The 17,317-nt window shown below is 39.9% G+C and carries 18 protein-coding genes; 7 read left to right on the top strand and 11 right to left on the bottom strand.

The features are described 5' to 3' along the window. Positions 1-190: 190 nt before the first annotated feature. The 3 genes from QUF86_RS09305 to QUF86_RS09295 all read right to left on the bottom strand — a co-directional run bounded on the left by QUF86_RS09305 (position 191) and on the right by QUF86_RS09295 (position 3,288). Complete coding sequence (locus QUF86_RS09305; protein ID WP_289334119.1) at positions 191-946, bottom strand: AAA family ATPase; 756 nt, start codon at positions 944-946, stop codon at positions 191-193. 266 nt (positions 947-1,212) lie between these two features. Beyond that, positions 1,213-2,238, bottom strand: coding sequence for a 2-keto-3-deoxygluconate permease (locus tag QUF86_RS09300; protein WP_289334118.1), 1,026 nt, complete (start codon positions 2,236-2,238; stop codon positions 1,213-1,215). Between the two features lie 84 nt (positions 2,239-2,322). After that, on the bottom strand, positions 2,323-3,288 hold the full coding sequence (locus QUF86_RS09295; protein ID WP_289334117.1) for a sugar kinase: 966 nt from the start codon (positions 3,286-3,288) through the stop codon (positions 2,323-2,325). Between the two features lie 309 nt (positions 3,289-3,597). Here QUF86_RS09295 and kduI point away from each other — a divergent pair, with 309 nt between their 5' ends. The 3 genes from kduI (at position 3,598) to QUF86_RS09280 (ending at position 6,439) form a co-directional block, all read left to right on the top strand. Next, entirely contained in the window at positions 3,598-4,428 is an 831-nt protein-coding gene (gene kduI, locus QUF86_RS09290) for a 5-dehydro-4-deoxy-D-glucuronate isomerase (RefSeq protein WP_289336201.1), read from the top strand. Positions 4,429-4,496: 68 nt separating this feature from the next. After that, a complete protein-coding gene (gene kduD / locus QUF86_RS09285; protein ID WP_289334116.1) occupies positions 4,497-5,273 on the top strand; it encodes a 2-dehydro-3-deoxy-D-gluconate 5-dehydrogenase KduD in 777 nt (258 codons plus the stop codon). A 158-nt stretch (positions 5,274-5,431) separates the two neighbouring features. Then, complete coding sequence (locus QUF86_RS09280; RefSeq protein WP_289334115.1) at positions 5,432-6,439, top strand: LacI family DNA-binding transcriptional regulator; 1,008 nt, start codon at positions 5,432-5,434, stop codon at positions 6,437-6,439. A gap of 132 nt (positions 6,440-6,571) precedes the next feature. On the opposite strand, the gene QUF86_RS09275 is transcribed toward QUF86_RS09280, so the two are convergent. Genes QUF86_RS09275 through QUF86_RS09265 form a run of 3 tightly spaced genes read right to left on the bottom strand, consistent with a single transcriptional unit; the run spans position 6,572 to position 8,004 of the window. Beyond that, the gene (locus QUF86_RS09275; protein WP_289334114.1) at positions 6,572-7,096 is read right to left on the bottom strand and encodes a GrpB family protein; all 525 of its coding nucleotides are present in this window, start codon (positions 7,094-7,096) and stop codon (positions 6,572-6,574) included. A gap of 39 nt (positions 7,097-7,135) precedes the next feature. Further along, positions 7,136-7,636, bottom strand: a complete 501-nt coding sequence (locus QUF86_RS09270) for a hypothetical protein (RefSeq protein WP_289334113.1) — start codon at positions 7,634-7,636, stop codon at positions 7,136-7,138. Next, the gene (locus QUF86_RS09265; protein WP_289334112.1) at positions 7,633-8,004 is read right to left on the bottom strand and encodes a hypothetical protein; all 372 of its coding nucleotides are present in this window, start codon (positions 8,002-8,004) and stop codon (positions 7,633-7,635) included. Before QUF86_RS09265 ends, QUF86_RS09270 begins: the two co-directional genes overlap by 4 nt. Positions 8,005-8,121: 117 nt before the next feature. Between QUF86_RS09265 and QUF86_RS09260 the strand changes: the two genes are divergently transcribed. Next, complete coding sequence (locus tag QUF86_RS09260) at positions 8,122-8,610, top strand: VanZ family protein (protein ID WP_289334111.1); 489 nt, start codon at positions 8,122-8,124, stop codon at positions 8,608-8,610. A gap of 141 nt (positions 8,611-8,751) precedes the next feature. Here the strand turns inward: QUF86_RS09260 and modA are convergent, their stop codons facing one another. From modA to bioB, 5 genes are all read right to left on the bottom strand, one after another. After that, positions 8,752-9,543: a molybdate ABC transporter substrate-binding protein gene (gene modA, locus QUF86_RS09255; protein WP_289334110.1), complete on the bottom strand. Its 792-nt coding sequence runs from the start codon at positions 9,541-9,543 to the stop codon at positions 8,752-8,754. Between the two features lie 174 nt (positions 9,544-9,717). Then, the gene (locus QUF86_RS09250) at positions 9,718-10,884 is read right to left on the bottom strand and encodes an MGDG synthase family glycosyltransferase (protein ID WP_289334109.1); all 1,167 of its coding nucleotides are present in this window, start codon (positions 10,882-10,884) and stop codon (positions 9,718-9,720) included. Between the two features lie 185 nt (positions 10,885-11,069). After that, positions 11,070-11,669 carry a DedA family protein gene (locus tag QUF86_RS09245; RefSeq protein WP_289334108.1) on the bottom strand — a complete coding sequence of 200 codons (600 nt, stop codon included), beginning with the start codon at positions 11,667-11,669 and terminating at the stop codon, positions 11,070-11,072. 17 nt (positions 11,670-11,686) lie between these two features. Beyond that, positions 11,687-12,388 (bottom strand): polysaccharide deacetylase family protein, encoded by a 702-nt coding sequence (locus QUF86_RS09240; protein ID WP_289334107.1) that lies wholly within the window; start codon positions 12,386-12,388, stop codon positions 11,687-11,689. Positions 12,389-12,980: 592 nt separating this feature from the next. Next, positions 12,981-13,946: a biotin synthase BioB gene (gene bioB, locus QUF86_RS09235; RefSeq protein ID WP_289318283.1), complete on the bottom strand. Its 966-nt coding sequence runs from the start codon at positions 13,944-13,946 to the stop codon at positions 12,981-12,983. 647 nt (positions 13,947-14,593) lie between these two features. On the opposite strand from bioB, the gene QUF86_RS09230 reads away from it, so the two are divergent. The 3 genes from QUF86_RS09230 to bioA are packed head-to-tail and all read left to right on the top strand — an operon-like array spanning position 14,594 to position 17,243. Then, complete coding sequence (locus tag QUF86_RS09230; RefSeq protein WP_289334106.1) at positions 14,594-15,178, top strand: biotin transporter BioY; 585 nt, start codon at positions 14,594-14,596, stop codon at positions 15,176-15,178. Beyond that, entirely contained in the window at positions 15,157-15,864 is a 708-nt protein-coding gene (gene bioD, locus QUF86_RS09225; RefSeq protein ID WP_289314707.1) for a dethiobiotin synthase, read from the top strand. The genes QUF86_RS09230 and bioD overlap by 22 nt, the downstream gene beginning before the upstream one ends. Beyond that, a complete protein-coding gene (gene bioA / locus QUF86_RS09220; protein WP_289334105.1) occupies positions 15,861-17,243 on the top strand; it encodes an adenosylmethionine--8-amino-7-oxononanoate transaminase in 1,383 nt (460 codons plus the stop codon). The genes bioD and bioA overlap by 4 nt, the downstream gene beginning before the upstream one ends. Positions 17,244-17,317 lie beyond the last annotated feature (74 nt).

Raw genomic sequence — 17,317 nt, 5'->3', positions numbered from 1 at the left:
AAACACCCCCTATTTATTTAGAATTACGTGTAGTCACTTGTGTATGTACTAAGTGGTTCATACACCTTATAGATGTACTATACCCGTAATACACCTAAACTGTCAATCCTAACTTTCCACAAAATGAAAGCCCCGAAAGCGCGGTGCAGTCGGGGTTTCATTATTTATTATAGAAGGAGATGCCAAAGTTTCATTCGAATAGATGATGTAGCAGCCGATCTTTATCTTCAAAAAACTGTTTCATTAACAAATAATGATTGGACTCCTCTAAAGTCACTTCATTCATTCCCTCTTCTGAAATCTGAAGGATTTTAGCATCCGGGTAGGCCATGATGATCGGGGAATGGGTGGAAATGATGAATTGGGAACCTTGTTGAACAAGCTCATTTATCCTGGCCAGCATCGATATTTGTCTTAGCGGCGACAAAGCAGCTTCAGGCTCATCAAGGATATACAATCCATCGCCTTGAAATCGTTCTACAAAGGCTGAGAAAAAAGATTCCCCATGTGATTGTTGATGAAGTGACTTTCCACCGAAGGAATCGATGATTTTCGAACCAAACGATGCCTCCCTGTCCAATTCCTCTATATTCGTAGCTAAATTATAAAAAGTTTCCGCCCTAAAGAAAAAATTATCCTTCGGTTTGTACACTCCTTTTTTCAAACGGAGGTATTCGTCCAAATTCGAATGTGAATCATAATTGGAAAAATTGAAATTCAACGTTCCGCCTTCTGGATTGAAGCCATACGCAATCGCAATACCTTCAAGCAAGGTGGACTTCCCCATTCCATTTTCCCCGATAACATAGGTAACACTGGGATGAAAGGTCACTTCTTTAAGGTGGTTGATAACCGGAAGATCAAGAGGAAAATGGTCATACGAAGATATTCGGTCTCTATTCAGGTAGACGCCCCTGATGTACTGTGTATCATAATTTAGTTTCATATATAATCACCTTCTGTATAATAGATTCTTATAAACATTTAAAGAGCTGGTATATACTATCATGCTTACATTCTTAAAACGGCTAAGAACTGCAATCCAGGAGCCTTCCCTATCGAAGAACTCCATTGATTAGCCAAATTCATAGATTGATAATGAGGGAGGTCCTGTCATTTCCTTATTTTAACATCAATCTATATGCATCACAAAAAAAGCAACTGGGACTACATTCCCAGTTGCTTTTAGTTAACGCTTACATTTCATATGTTTTACTTCGCTCTTTTTATGGAAGTTACATTTGGATCTTTTAATATGGCTGGTTTCATGCCTCTACGGTGCGGAATGCCTCTTTCTTCTTGTTTCTTTGCGACCCACATCGTCAGCATGGGTGTTAGAATCGCCGTTACCAATACACTTGTTGCGATAATCGCTGTTGCCGATTCCGCTACAGGAGCAAATTGCGGGTTTAACTCGGCAATGATGAATGGTACAGCAACTGCTGCACCCGCTGTGGAAGAAGCGGCGACCCCAGCAACACCATCAGAGCCTGTAACGTAGCGGTCCAGTAAATATAAGACACCTCCGGAAAGGAAGACGACAGCAACACCCATTAAAATACCCATGAATCCGGATTTTAAGATCATGCCAAAGTCCAACCCGAATCCTAGAGCTAATGCGAAGAACGGGATAAGGACCGGTACCGCCTGGCCAAAGAATTCCCGGCATTCTTTATCAATATTCCCTACAATCATGCCGACTGCAAATGGAATCAAAGTGGAGACGATTGTTTGCCATGGAAATGTAGCAAGACCACCTACTCCCAGGATGATCATTGTGAAGAACGGTCCGCTTTCAATACTGATGAACGGGAATGCGGCAGCATCTTCCGTTCTGCCCAATTTAGTCATAAGTGCGGTATAAAGACCGCCGTTCGTTTCATTAAAAGCTGCTATCAGCACTAAAACCGAAAGACCGGAAAAGAGACCAGTTTGAATCCCATTCTCTGGAAGCAGCAAAGCTGCCCCATATCCTAATAATGCCGCAAATACGACTTTACCTATAAGCAACGTAAATCCTTTTCTGGCAATATACCCGGATTGCTTAACATCTATCGTAGCTCCGACACAAAAGAAAAAGACGGCTAATATCGATGCGGTACCTGTTAGCATGGCACCTGTAAATCCTCCAAAGAAGGTTGCCGTATCAGGAAAAATAGAATGTATCAAGGCTCCTATGAACAAAGGGACAACCATCATGCCACCAGGTATTTTTTCTATTGCAGCTTTTATTCTCATCGCAATCTCTCCACTTCATTATCAAATTTATGATTATTTGTAATTGGAAGTCTAGGTGTGGAGTTAACTGGTTGCTGTCATCGATCATTCGACGTTTAAAAGTTCATTCTGGCTTTCAATAAAGTCCTGTAATTTTTTCCGGCTAGGCATACCATCCATATCACCAGGTGACATGACTTGAAGAGCGCCAATCGCATTACCCCGAGTAACGGTTTCAATCGTAGATTTACCTTCAAGCAAGCCGCTGATCACCCCGACGGCAAAACCATCGCCGGCACCTACTGTATCAACAACCTTTTCGGGGACAAAACCTTTAATATACCCTTCTTCATCCGCATTTTTATAATAGGCTCCCTCTGCTCCAAGCTTGATGACGATCATTTTAACTCCTTTGTCCAAATAAAATTCAGCCACCTCTTCAGGTCTTTTAAGTCCTGTTAAAACTTCCGCTTCGGACATGCCTGGAAGAAATAAATCACAAATATAAGCAAGCTGATTAATGCAATCCACCATTTTTTGTTTATCCGGCCATAGGTTAGGTCGTAAATTCGGGTCAAATGAAACCGTTTTTCCTTGATTCTTCATAAATTTCATGGCAGCAACTGTAAATTCGTGGCAGCTTTCAGATAATGCGGATGGGATACCTGTTGCATGCAGATGTTTGGCTTGCCGAAAATATTCTTCTGAAAGGTCGTCAATATCCAGAGTGGAAGCAGCTGAATTTTTCCTGAAATATTCCACCTCCGGATCTCCCTGAAGCACTTTAGACTTCATTAGCATTCCTGTCGGGTGATCACTTGTAAATCGGATCCCTGTCGTGTCGACTTTTTCTTTATTCAATTCTTCGATGATGAACTTACCGAAACTGTCTTTGCCAAGTTTCGTCATGTAAGCAACATCTAAATCAAGCCGTGCCAATCCGCAAGCAACGTTTGATTCTGCTCCCGCAATCGCTCGGGAAAAGGATTTAACTTCATGTAAAGGCTCTACTTCATTTGCATAGAACATGTTCATCGGTTCCCCAAAGGTGATCACATCTAAATCTTTCATTCCCAATTCCTCCTGAAAAAAGGTATATTATGGTTTAGTAAACCAAGACTACTAGAAAGCGCTTTCTTTTGAATGAAATCAGATTATCATATAAACCAGTTATTAACAATACTAATTTTTTATATTTTTTTTGCATAAAAACATAGAATTTAACATATTTTCCCTCAATTATACTGATTTACTACTAAAATTTTCTATTAATATTGACTATTTGGAAAACATTATATATATTTTAAATATTGGTAACGTTAACATTTTTTAATCATACGATAAACCGTTTTACTAAATTAGGAGGTTATTTATATGCATATGGAAAAACGTTATTCCATTCATCCGTCACAAGCCAAACATTTTGATACAAGTGAAATCCGCAAAAATTTTTTAGTGGAAAATTTATTTCTCGATGATGACGTTTCTTTATGCTACTCCCTTGATGACAGGATCATCATAGGGGGAATCAAGCCTGTTTCTAAAGGGGTTAAGCTTGAGGGCCATGATTTCATAAAAGCTGATTATTTTCTACAACGAAGAGAATTAGGCGTATTTAATATAGGGGGCCAAGGGAAGATTTCAGTTGATGGGGAAATATATACCCTTGAAAACCGCGATTGTCTGTATATAGGATTAGGCTGTAAAGAGCTAATTTTCACTAGTGATTCAGGCACCGAACCCGCTAAATTTTATTTAGCCTCTGCTCCAGCCCATAAAAATTACCCAGTTCAACACGTTGCATTCAAGGAAGTGCAAGGGGATGAACTGGGTTCACAGGAAACGGCAAACAAGCGGACGATTCGCAGAATGATTCATGAAAAAGGAATCCAAAGCTGTCAACTTTGTATGGGAATGACTGAATTGGCTTCAGGAAATGTCTGGAATTCGATGCCTCCTCACGTTCATGACCGCAGAGTAGAAGTTTATATGTATTTTGACTTAGCTAAAGATGCCATTTTGTTCCACATGATGGGTGAACCCGATGAAACAAGGCATATTGTAATGAAAAATGAGCAAGCTGTCATTTCCCCTCCGTGGTCCATACATAGTGGTTCCGCTACGAGCAACTACACCTTCATTTGGGCAATGGCTGGAGAGAATTATACATATGAGGATATGGATACCTTTCCTATTTCAGAAATGAAGTAACACCAAAGAATGCTAAAACTAAAATTGCCGAAGACAATCATATTCTTATTGGGGATGGAGGAAAAAAGATGAGTTTACTTGATTTTTCAATGGACTTTTTCAGTTTAAAAGGTAAAGTTGCCATCGTAACAGGAGGAAACACTGGATTAGGACAAGGATATGCGGTTGCGTTAGCAAAAGCAGGTGCAGATGTTTTTATCGTTGCCCATGGTGATAATTGGCAGGAAACGAAGGATTTAATCGAAACGACCGGACAAAAGGCAGTCTTTTACCAAGCAGAACTTACGAACAAGGAAAGCCTTAAAGGTGTTGTAAAAGGTTGTCTTGATGCATACGGGAAAATCGATATCCTTGTTAATAATGCAGGAACGATTCGCAGGGCTCCTTTATTGGAATATACAGATGAAGATTGGAATGCAGTAATGGACATTAACCTTAATTCCCTGTATTTTCTTAGTCAGCTCGTTGCTAAAGAAATGGTTGAACAAGGCAGCGGAAAAATCATAAATATCGCATCCATGCTCACATTCCAAGGAGGTAAGTTCGTTCCGGCCTATACTGCGAGTAAACATGGCGTTGCTGGGCTGACTAAAGCATTCGCTAATGAATTAGCCGCTAAAAACATTCAAATAAACGCGATTGCCCCTGGATATATTGAAACGGCCAATACAGCCGCGCTTCGTGCAGATGAGTCAAGAAACAAAGACATTCTTTCAAGGATCCCGGCTGAAAAATGGGGAACACCTTTTGATGTCATGGGAACCGTCGTATTTCTTGCAAGCAAGGCCTCTGACTATATGAATGGCCATATCCTCGCTGTTGATGGAGGCTGGCTCGTTCGTTAATCCGCCGATTAAGACAAATGAATATGTTTAAGGTTAACACCCTTAGCCAAAGCGCTTAGGGTGTTTCTTTCATCCAATGTTTAACAAAATCGGACTCCTTTGTTATGATGTAGGTATCCCGTTCTATTTCAAGAAATTATTCCCTTTAGGAGAACATCATGAAAAAAAAGAAAACTACAATATCAGATGTTGCTGAGAAGGCCGGTGTTTCCAAAAGTACGGTTTCTCAATATATTAACCAACGTTTTCGTTATATGAGTGCTGAAACAAAGGAAAGAATCGAGCAAGTCATCCAAGAACTTGACTTTCGTCCCAACGATAATGCCAGGAATTTAAAAGTAAAAAAAACAAAAGTGATAGGCATACTCGTAGCTAATATTTTACATACTTTATCCACTGAAATCATTCGTACCGTTGAACAACAGCTTCAGCAGCATGGCATGAAAGTATTCATATGTGACTCTGCCGATGATCCAGAGAAAGAAAAGGAATACCTTGATTTGCTGGTTTCTACACAAGTAGATGGAATCATCATTTTTCCGGTAGGAAATGACTTTAAAGTCTATAATTACTTGATCGATCATTCCATTCCAATGGTATTCGTTGATCGATTAGTTGATGGAGTTACATCCGATTCCGTTCTTTTGGACAATCATGCTGCAATCTTTTTAGCTGTTTCCATGCTTGCTGAAAAAGGACACGAAAATATTGCTTTTTTAACCTTACCGATTGATATCCCGATAACACCAAGATTGGAGAGAATCGAAGGATTTAAAAAAGCGATGGCATCTCATAAATTGGAAGTCAGGGAGGATGATATTCATTCTTTACCCAGAAATCGAATTCAAGAAAAATTGGCCCAGATATTCGATGCAGAAAAACCTCCAACAGCCATAGTGGCAGGAAATGATTTAGTGTTACGTGAAATCCTTAGCTATTTGAAAAAGCAAAAAATCTCGATCCCTGGGGAAGTGGCCATTGTCAGCATTGATGATGTCGCTTATACGGAGTTTTATGAACCATCGATCACAACAATCGGACAACCAATACAACAAATGGGAATTAAAACAGCAGAGTTATTATTGCACCGGATAACCGATTCTGGTCAGACCCCGTACATTACTTATCGGTTTGCCCCCGAACTGATTGTTCGAGGTTCATGCTAAAGGATTAGACAAAAACGGCAGGTTAGTTACACTGCCGTTACCATTTACACTGGAATGATGAAAGAAAAGCTAACCGATTTTCTTTTTCTTTCAGGTAATTTACAGATACTGATTAAACCTTCAACTTGGAAATCACCCACCATTCACCTCATTTTTAGCTGATTCTATGACATTTTGGATAAATGGTGCTTTCGCTTCCGTGTACCCGACTATATCCGCACGATGCTTTTGAGCTAAGGATAATTTTAATTGCTGATATTGTTTCCGTACATCAGGATGGGTTCTTAAATAGTCCCTAAATAAAAGTTGATTCTTCCACTGTTCACTTCCGAATCTATAGATATGCAAATGGTGTGTCCCCGCTCTCCATTGACCTTTTCTAAAAAAACGCCTTTCGGGAAACTCCTGATGTTGGACAAATTCATACCCAATCGATTTCAAGGGTTCAATGAATGTGTCAGCTTCATCTAAATGCCGGACGCCAGCCATGATGTCCAAAATCGGTTTTGCCCCCAACCCTTTTACAGATGTACTTCCAATATGCTCAACACAAAGGGGGGAATAGTTCTTTAAAACCTCCGTTATCCTCGCTTTTTCCTGTTGAAATTCGCTAACCCAATCAGGGTTATAATCCTCGACCTTTACTGTTTTCCCCATTTAATCACTCAACTTTTCATGAAATGGTATTGTCAGCCATCACTTTTCATCACGTGACCATTTGACGATAGGATCTTGCGTGCTCGGCTCATAATAAGTTCCGACATACACCTTTTCTTTTCCCGTTATTTTATTGGTTCGGATGACTGTATATCTTCCTTTATCATAATTTTTAGTAAGAAAATATTTCCGGTATGAAAACCCTTTTTCGGGACCGGTTAATTTTTCTTTAGTTTTATACGCCTGCGGCTTGTTCAAGCTCCCTTTCACTACACTTTTAATATTCAACGGAGTTTCCTCAAGCTTAACATCGCTTCGGAAATCAACGCTCCTGGTATCGGTTTTCCCTGAAGGCACGGATGCCATTTCGATCGTATCTTGAGTTTGTTCCGAGAATGATTTTGTGACACTGTATGAATAAAGGATATTCATGGAACTTATATTACCTTTCATTTTGCCAGCAAATTCAGGCATGGCAAAATTCATTAGAAAAGTGATCGATATACATACGATTAATAGGATAAGCGAAATTTTCTTCATATTTCCTCTTTCTCAACTATGTATTCTTGTAATTCAACTTGTTCATTTTCCTTAGGAATAATCCCAAATTTAGCGATTAATAGAATGGCAAGAAAACTGAAACAGCAAAAACTAGTATTATCACTTGTAATAAATGAAGCCTGTATAATACGAGATCCCAGTAATGAATTCAAAATGTAGGAAAAAAGAAAACCCGAATAGGATAAGCAAAACAGATAGTTTCCGATCAGCATCCTCTTGTAATGTGCATAATCAGATTTATTTCCATTCCTGATACTGACGCATTGTCTAAATTGCCGAATGAGACCGTATGTGAAACCAATAATTAACATGACTACAATGAGAAAATCAATTATTGCTTCCTCCACTTTTACTCCTCCTTGGTAATTCGCCCTAAAAAACTTGTAAAATATTACATTAAACTCATCATATACCATTTATGATAAAATGATATATATTTCCTACTTTAATATTGGAGTTGTATCATGAATTTTTTTGTAAAAGTCCTTTTATCGCTATGTATGGTTCTTTATCTATTAATTCTTACAAAGCTCATATTATTTAAAACCTTCTCGATAACCGAAATGAACGATCATATTAGTTTTTCCTTCAATGGCCGCTATTGGGGTTCCCATAACTTCATCCCTTTTAAAACCATTTTCCATTACCTGTTCTTAGCGGATGTAAATACATCCATCCGGATTGAAAACATAGTGGGGAATATCATCGGTTTCGTACCATTTGGTCTCATGCTTCCTTTACTATCAAAAAGGTTTACCCAACTCAAACCGATCTTGATTGCAACATTCTGTTTTAGCTTCACCTACGAGATTCTTCAGCTTTTATTTGAATTAGGAAGTTTTGATACCGATGATTTAATCCTGAATACTCTCGGGGGGATTATAGGGTACCTGCCGATTAAGCTGTTTTACACAGTTTTCAAAAAGAATGGAACCATTGGCAGTCAAGTGTAGGTCGAATTATCCGCTAATGTTGAAAGATGATTAGATGCATGTTCTTACTCTTACGTTTAAAGCGAGATGAAGTTTCAATATAAAGTAAAATACTCCTAATATTACTTGTTATACTAAAAAAAAAGACCACCAGATTGGTGGTTATTTTAAATCTTTAAATCCGTATTTTTCAAAAATTTTAATGGAGGCTTCCGTTTGGAGATAGTCATAGAATAGCTTGGCTTCCTTGGAATGCTCCAGGTCATTGATCATTCCGACGGGATAAATGATCGGATCGTGTAAATCTTCCTTGGCTGTTGCAATGATATCAACTTTTGATGAGCTCATCGCATCCGTTTTATAAACGAGCCCTGCGTCCACGTTTCCCGTTTCCACATATGTAAGCACTTGCCGGACATCCTTGGCATAAATCAATCTATCTTCAACCTCTTTCCAGAGATTCAGGTTTTCCAAGGTTTGTTTAGCATATTGCCCTGCCGGTACAGACTCAGGAGTGCCAATCGAAATTTTGGTAGCCTTTGTGAGGTCTTTCAGTGATCCCAGTCCCTTATCGGAATCCTTTGGCACCACCAGCACCAGGTCATTGCCGACTAAATCGATTCCGTTTTTATCTTCAATAAGGTCTTCCTCTACTAATTTATCAAATTTATCTTCTGCAGCCGAGAAAAACAGTTCAACAGGTGCGCCCTGGGAGATCTGTTGCTGAAGAGCTCCAGAGGCTCCAAAATTGTAATTAACTTTCACATTTGCATTCTCTTTTTCAAAGGACTCTTTTATATCATTTAAGGCATCTTGCAAACTTACAGCTGCGGAAACAGTCAATTCCACCTGCTTCCCCTTCATTTCCGTGTTTTCCGCTTCTTCATTTGAACACCCTGTACCCACTGCCACAAGCAGCATAATCGCAAAAATCATAAGGTATATTTTTTTCAAAATCGCTCTTCCTTCCGCCCAGTTATATCTAGTTATATCTTATAAAAACGAAATCAGGAGAGCTACTAATAAAGCAGCCTTCCGGGTTTGGTATGCCATTGACTATAATCTGTTCTTTTCAAACCGCCTCTTCATCTGGTTCACTGTAGGATGCCCTTGCCAGCAAGTGAAAACTTAGCTATAAAGAACTTTGGGCTGTCGGGCTAGATAGGAAGGCGTACCATTTTGATTAAGATTAAGGATCAATTTCATGACCTCCACCATTCGCTCAGGTTTCTCCAACTCTATTTCCTTATGATAGGATTCAATGGATGTTTTCCATTTTTTCATTTTTTTCTGATCCTTCAATATACTCAACAATTGTTTTTCAAAAGGCGTTTTTTGATTAAGTTTAAATACAAGTCCTTGTTGTTTTAAATACTGTAGATTAATTTCCTCCTGCCCCGGAAGCCTGGAATGAACAAAAATGGGAAGCCTTTTTCGCAATGCTTCGCTAATCGTGACACCGCCCGGTTTCGTAACGATTGCGTCAGCTTCTTCATAAAGCTTATTCATTTCAGACCTTGATGAGATATAAGGCAATGGTTTGATATGAGCTAAGTTCCACGTTTGGATTTCATCATACAGCTTGGTGTTGTTGCCACAAAGAACTAAATAATCAAAGTCGGTCGAATTCTTTAACTCATCACCTAAGTTCAAAATCCCTCCCAAACCACTATTTCCTCCGGATATCAAAATTTTTGGTCGTTCTGTGTTTCTTTGTACACCGGCATTTTTAGTGATTTCCTCGTGCACGGGAATACCAGTGACCATCATCGTTTGTTTTGGTATTTGACGCTTACCCATCAGCTTTTCTTTTACTTCTTGACTAGGAAGAAAATGGGCATCTATCCCTTCGCTTCCCCACACATTATTAATAAAGAAGTCCGTGTACACGTTTATAACCGGTGTGCTGCACTTCCCTTTCATCTTTAACTGGCTCAAAAGATAGGAAGGGAAACCATGTGTACAAACAATTAAATCAGGCTTTTCTTCAGCTATCAACTGTTCCATTTTTTTCATGAATATTTGCTGATACCATTTAAATATCCGTTCCTTTGGTGAGTGAATGTAAAAAAGGTTTTTATAGGCAAGATTATAGGTTTCTGGCGCATAACGAATCCATGTCAGGTAACTATTTGCCACTATTTTTTCTAGAGAGGTGTTGGTATAACTGATTAGATCGATTTTTTTATAAGTAATCCCATTTGAATGCTTTTTCAACATGTCCATTAATGCCTCGGCAACTTGATGATGTCCCGATTGCATTCGAAAGAGAGGTAAAAACAAAATCTTCTTCATATGTGTCATCTCCTAAGAAATCATTCTGAAAATATATAATGGGGAAATGTATTAGCAGGTCCATGATATCTTCCTCTTACAATATAATTATCGATATTTTTGAACAATTTCCTTTAAATCAAGTTTAGCAAAAGTTCCATCTTCCGAGAGGGAATCATTGTTGTGCTGTATAACGAGGAGCCGACTCAATTTTCCGACATTCGTTTTCTCTTTTTAATGTATTTGATAGTAACATATAGTACAAAAATCACCAAAAATACAATCCCTAAATATGGAACATATTTAGGATTAACATTAAAAGCATCCCCCACATAATAACCGGCCACTATAAAAGGGACAGTCCAGAGTATAGTGCCTAATAGGGAAAATAGGAAGTATTTCCGAAAGGGTATAGAAGAGATTCCTGCAAAATATGGACTAATTTGTCTTATACCCGGAATGTAAAATCCCAATACTAAGGTTTTTTGTGCATTATCCGTATAGTTTTTCTTTGCTTTCTCCCAGCGTTCACTAGTAATTCCAATGAATCTTCCATATTTATTTATAAATGGATACCCCACATATTTTCCGCATGCATAAGCTGCAAGCATTCCGATAAAGGCGCCGAGAATTGCACACAGCATCGCTAAACCAAATGAGAGCTTCCCTTGGACAACCAACACCCCAATCAGAAATAGAAGGGATTCTTCTGGAGCAGGCACTCCCACAATGCCAAAGAATAAAAAAAGAAAAATGATCAGGTATCCATACAAATCAATAAAATGTAAAAGCGTATCTATATTCATAATACCCCCAGAATTAGTTATAAGTCTTTTAAAGTAATGAAGCGCGTTCCCTTATCCTTATGCTCCTGCAGGTAAATTTTTAACATTTCAATCATGTAGCCAGGTGCTTCTTTATCCGCTCCCAAGGTTTCACCACAGTCATGAAGCAATAGAATGGAACCTTCTGTTGAAGTGGTTCGCAGTTGATCAAGCAGATTTTTTTTGCATTTTTCCACTTTCCAATCCCCGAAAATGTCCGACCACATTATCACCTTATATTTCTTACTTAAAAGTGGGGTGAAAATATTGAAATGGCCCCATGGAGGTCTGTAAAAAACTACCTTTTCATTCGTACATTCATTTATTGCCTTTGCCGTCATATCCAACTGTCTCCGCAGATGGATTGGAGAAAGAACCCAACTTGAAACATGATGAAAATGATGGATACCTATAGTATGTCCCTCTTCATGCATTCTTTTAATAATCTCAGGATTGCTTTTCACTTTATTGCCAACAACAAAAAACGTAGCCTTTATCCCATAATCTTTTAAAAGATCAAGTAATTTCATTGTATATTCAGGGTTTGGGCCATCATCGAAAGTTAGCGCCATCCCATTATTCGAATTGATTTTTTTTGTTATTCCCAGACTGCATGCACGAATAAGCACCGTTGGGAAAATAGTATAAAATATAAATAGCAAAAATAAAATAATAAAACTAAATATCCATATATGTATCACACAAAAACATACCCTCTCATTATTTATATTACCAATACTGGTCCTTTCCCTATATCATAATCTTTTAACTCTATGCAGCAAATGTTATTATCTTCAAGCAATTACAATTTTCATTGCACTGTCTTTCATTACATTAAAAACCCCTTCTTACAATTTAGCATTTTTTTAAAATTATTTTCACTAATCAATCATTTTTTTATTTTTGTAAAGATTGACTGGTCACTAGCTATCTACAGCTAAATAAAAAAACACCCTGACTGTAGACAAATTGAAGAAGTCGAGTTTGACTGCAGTTTTTTCCTTTATAAATTCCAGTTGATTGGAACGGAAGGTACGAGACTCCTGCGGGAAAAGCGTGTCAAGGGAGACCCCACAGGCGCAAAGAGCGCCGAGGAGGCTCCCGGACCGCCCGCGGAAAGCGAGTGCCCGGAGAGTAAATCAGCGTTCAAATTTTACAAACCCTCAAAAAATATTCCAGCTGTTTTCAGAAATCCGCTCCCTTTTGTCACAAACTGAAAAAAACACCCTAAGGGTGTTTTTTTCAAATCCATATAGTTTTCCTCAAAAAATGAAAGTTTTATAACCTTCTTTATCAAAGAGCACATTCTTCAATTTCAAATCCCAGGTCTTCGATGATTCCCCAATCCGCCGTGGGTTCTTGACCAGCTGTCGTTAAATAATCGCCGACGAAGATGGAATTGGCTGCATAAAGTGCCATGGGCTGCATGGAACGGAGATTGACCTCACGGCCGCCGGCCAGACGGATTTCTTTACTCGGGTTAACGAATCTCATCATTGAAATCAATTTCAAGCATTTATTGGGGGTCAACTCGGAAGTTCCCTCAAGCGGTGTTCCGTCAATTGCATTAAGAAAATTACAAGGAATGGAATCTGCATCAAGGCTGCGTAAGGATAGAGCGATTTCCACCGCTTCGGCCTCAGATTCCCCCATACCGAAAATGGCACCTGAACATGGAGACATCCCGGCATCTTTAACAGTTTCGACTGTATCTACCCGGTCCTCATATGTATGTGTCGATGTAATATTGCTGTAGTTTTCCTGTGATGTATTCAAGTTGTGATTGTAGCGATGAACGCCTGCTTCCGCTAGTTTGCCGGCATGTTCCTCATTCAGGAAACCTAAACAGCAGCAGATTTTAAGATCCGTCGTTTCGCGGATTTCTTTTACCGCTTCAATGACATGATCAATTTCCCTGCTAGTCGGCCGACGGCCAGAGGCAACAATGCAATATGTACCCGCTTTACGACGAATGGATTCTTGTGCTCCCTCGACAATCTTTTCTTTAGTCAGCCAGGCATATTTATCGATTGGGGCTTCCGAAACGATCGACTGCGAGCAGTAGCCACAATCTTCGGGACATAATCCTGATTTCGTATTGATGATCATATTCAATTTAACCTTATTCCCATAATGATGCTTGCGTATGAGATAGGCTGCATTCAAAATTTCCAAAACATCGCCGTCCGGAGCTTGCACGATGGATAATGCTTCTTCCTCCGTCACTTTATATCCTTTAATTACGTTCTCCGCTAACATCTTCCAATCCCTTACTAATGTATCCAAACCTTATCCCTCTTTTCTTTACAATCTTTTAAATTACTTCTCATAAAACTGACTCGATTAATTACCTGACCCTTGGAACGGATTGGATAATTTTTGCACTCGCTAAATCACATCTGTTGTTCCTGATGTGTTGCCATTAAAGTGTGATGAATCGCTGGTGCATGGATTCCGTGGCTTATGTACTTCCTAGGAAAGCAGCTTGGCTCGTTCCGGTTTTCAGCAGAATGGCCCCATTTCGATATCTATCTTTCCCTTCAAACCAAAATGTTCGGAAGTTCCCCGCGGGTCGAACGTGCAACACCAACCATAATGAGCGCCGAAAGATCAACAATGCCTGGAAACATGCCAATCAGTGATCTAAATAGTTCTCCCGAAAATAGAACCTTTAATTTGTTAACCTATAATATTTTAAGTTAACATATCGATAGAATAATAACATACAAACAAAATATTATTCAATGGTCTTTTTTCAATATTTTACTAGTCTGTCCATTAAAACCTGTGTACGTATGGTTTTTATATGTTAACTAAATAATAAATTAGTTGACATATAAAATGGGAATCAGGCAAACTAATAGTGAGCATTTCGCCTATCATTTCTAAAAAAGGAGGTGAAAACCTTGAAAGCAAGGACGATTTCTTATGTGGCCCTTTTTACCGCGTTAACCGCAATTGGCGCCTTTATTAAAATACCTATCCCTTACATACCATTCACACTTCAAATTCTGGCAGTCTATTTGGCAGGCGCATTATTGGGCCCCCGTCTTGGATTGCTCAGTCAGCTATGCTACGTCATGATCGGACTTATCGGGGTGCCCGTGTTTGCTGAAGGCGGGGGATTCGGCTATATATTCAAACCCACTTTCGGCTATTTGCTCGGATATATACTGGGAGCCTATGTAAATGGATGGCTGATCAACCGGTTTTCCCTCACCACGATTCGTTCCATATTCTTTGCTAATGCCGCCTCTTTACTGACTGTGTACTTCTTCGGCTGCATCTGGCTTTATGGTGCAATGAAGTGGATTGTGGAAACGCCGCTTTCAATCAACCAAACGATTCTTTACGGCTTCTTATTACCTGTCCCCGGTGATCTACTGCTGTGCATTATATGTGCTGTCATCATTCAACAAGTACGTCCGCGCATTGCAAGATATATAAACGTGAAGGAGCTGAATCATCCATGGGCCAAGCCTACTTTATAACCGGAACTGGCACGGATATTGGAAAGACCATCGTCACGAGCGCACTCTATCTGTCTCTTCAAACATTGGGAAAAAGCGTCACGATATTCAAACCATTTCAAACTGGAATCAACGAGGAAAACAATACATACCCGGACATATCTTGGTTTGAGCAGGAACTCGGTGTAAAGGAATCAGGGTTTTACACACTGGAACCTGAAACCTCCCCACATTTGGCGATTAAATTGACCGGAAAGCAAATTGATGAGAAGAAAGTCGTGGAAAGGGTTCATGAACTTGAGGAAATGTATGACATCGTATTAGTCGAGGGTGCTGGCGGATTGGCTGTCCCGCTCATTGAACGATCCGACGGTTTCTATATGACGACGGATTTCATAAGAGATTGCGGCATGCCTGTCGTATTCGTATCTACAAGTGGTTTAGGCGCGATTCATAATGTCGTGACGACGCATTCGTATGCCCAAATCCATGATATATGCGTGAAAACCATTTTGTATAACCATTACCGGTCAGAGGATCGGATTCATAAAGACAATATCGAAACCATTGAAAAGCTGACAGGGCTGAATGGCCTCGCCTGCATCCCAACACTGGCGGATGTTAGAAAAGACTTGAGGATCTGCATCCTTGATTTACTTGATGATCAAGATTATACCCAACAACTGAAAGAGGTGTTCCAAGCATGAACAGTCAGGATTTAGAGCAATGGGATAAGGAATATGTATGGCATCCGTTCACACAAATGAAAACGTATCGGGAAAGTAAACCGCTGATCATCGAGCGCGGGGAAGGCAGCTACTTGATTGATGTGGATGGCAAACGCTATTTGGACGGCTATGCTTCATTATGGGTGAATGTGCACGGGCATAACGAGCCGGAATTAAACGGCGCCCTTATTGAACAAGTGAATAAGGTCGCGCACTCCACACTGCTGGGATCTGCAAATGTACCATCGATCTTACTGGCAAAAAAACTTGCAGAGATCACTCCTGGTCATTTATCGAAAGTCTTCTACTCTGACACGGGATCTGCTGCTGTGGAAATCGCCCTTAAAGTCGCTTATCAATATTGGCAGAACATCGATCCCGTCAAGCATCGGAATAAAAACAAATTCGTCTCCCTTGACGAAGCATACCATGGCGATACTGTCGGTGCCGTGAGTGTTGGCGGAATGGATCTATTCCATAGAATCTTTAAGCCACTCTTATTTCAACGGATTTCCGCCCCTTCACCATATGCCTATCACATGACTGAGTATGGAGATCCAGAAGCAGTGAAAAACCATTGCTTGAAGGAACTGGAGAAGTTACTGCAAGAACAATCAGAGGAAATTGCAGGATTGATCATCGAACCGCTTGTGCAGGGCGCGGCAGGCATCATAACCCATCCGGCAGGCTTTTTGAAAGAAGTCGAACAATTATGCAGAAAGTACAACATCCTCTTAATTTGTGATGAGGTGGCCGTTGGATTCGGTCGAACCGGAACGATGTTTGCCTGCGAACAGGAAGATGTCGTTCCTGATATCATGTGTATGGGCAAAGGGATCACTGGGGGATATATGCCACTCGCAGCAACCATCATGAACGAGCAGATCTTTCAATCCTTCTTGGGAGAACGGGAAGAACATAAAACCTTCTATCACGGCCACACCTATACAGGAAATCAGCTAGCCTGTGCACTGGCCCTGAAGAATATCGAGCTAATGGAAAGCCGCAATCTCATTAAAGACATCCAGAAAAAATCAAAATACCTATCCGAAAAACTGCAAGCGCTATACGAACTTCCGATAGTCGGCGATATCCGCCAGCGCGGCTTCATGATTGGAGTGGAGATCGTTAAAGACCGCCAAACAAAAGAAACGTTCACCCTCCAAGAGAATGTCGTTTCCGGAATCATCCATACAGCACGGGAAAATGGCCTGATCATCCGGGAACTTGGTCCAGTCATCACGATGATGCCGATCCTTTCCATGTCAGAAAAGGAACTCGATTTCATGGTCGAAACCGTCTACCGCGCCATTCAGGAAGTCTCCATTCATAAAGGATTGATCCCAGCAGCAAACTGATTCAAAAAGATGTGGAATTAAAAAGGGCACCCTCAATGGGATGCCCTTTTTTTCGCTTGAATTTTGGATGAAGT

It is taken from the genome of Peribacillus sp. NJ11 (genome assembly GCF_030348405.1).
Taxonomy (GTDB): domain Bacteria; phylum Bacillota; class Bacilli; order Bacillales; family DSM-1321; genus Peribacillus.
Note: the sequence above shows the minus strand (reverse complement) of the source record. Positions and strands in the feature narration are given on the sequence as shown.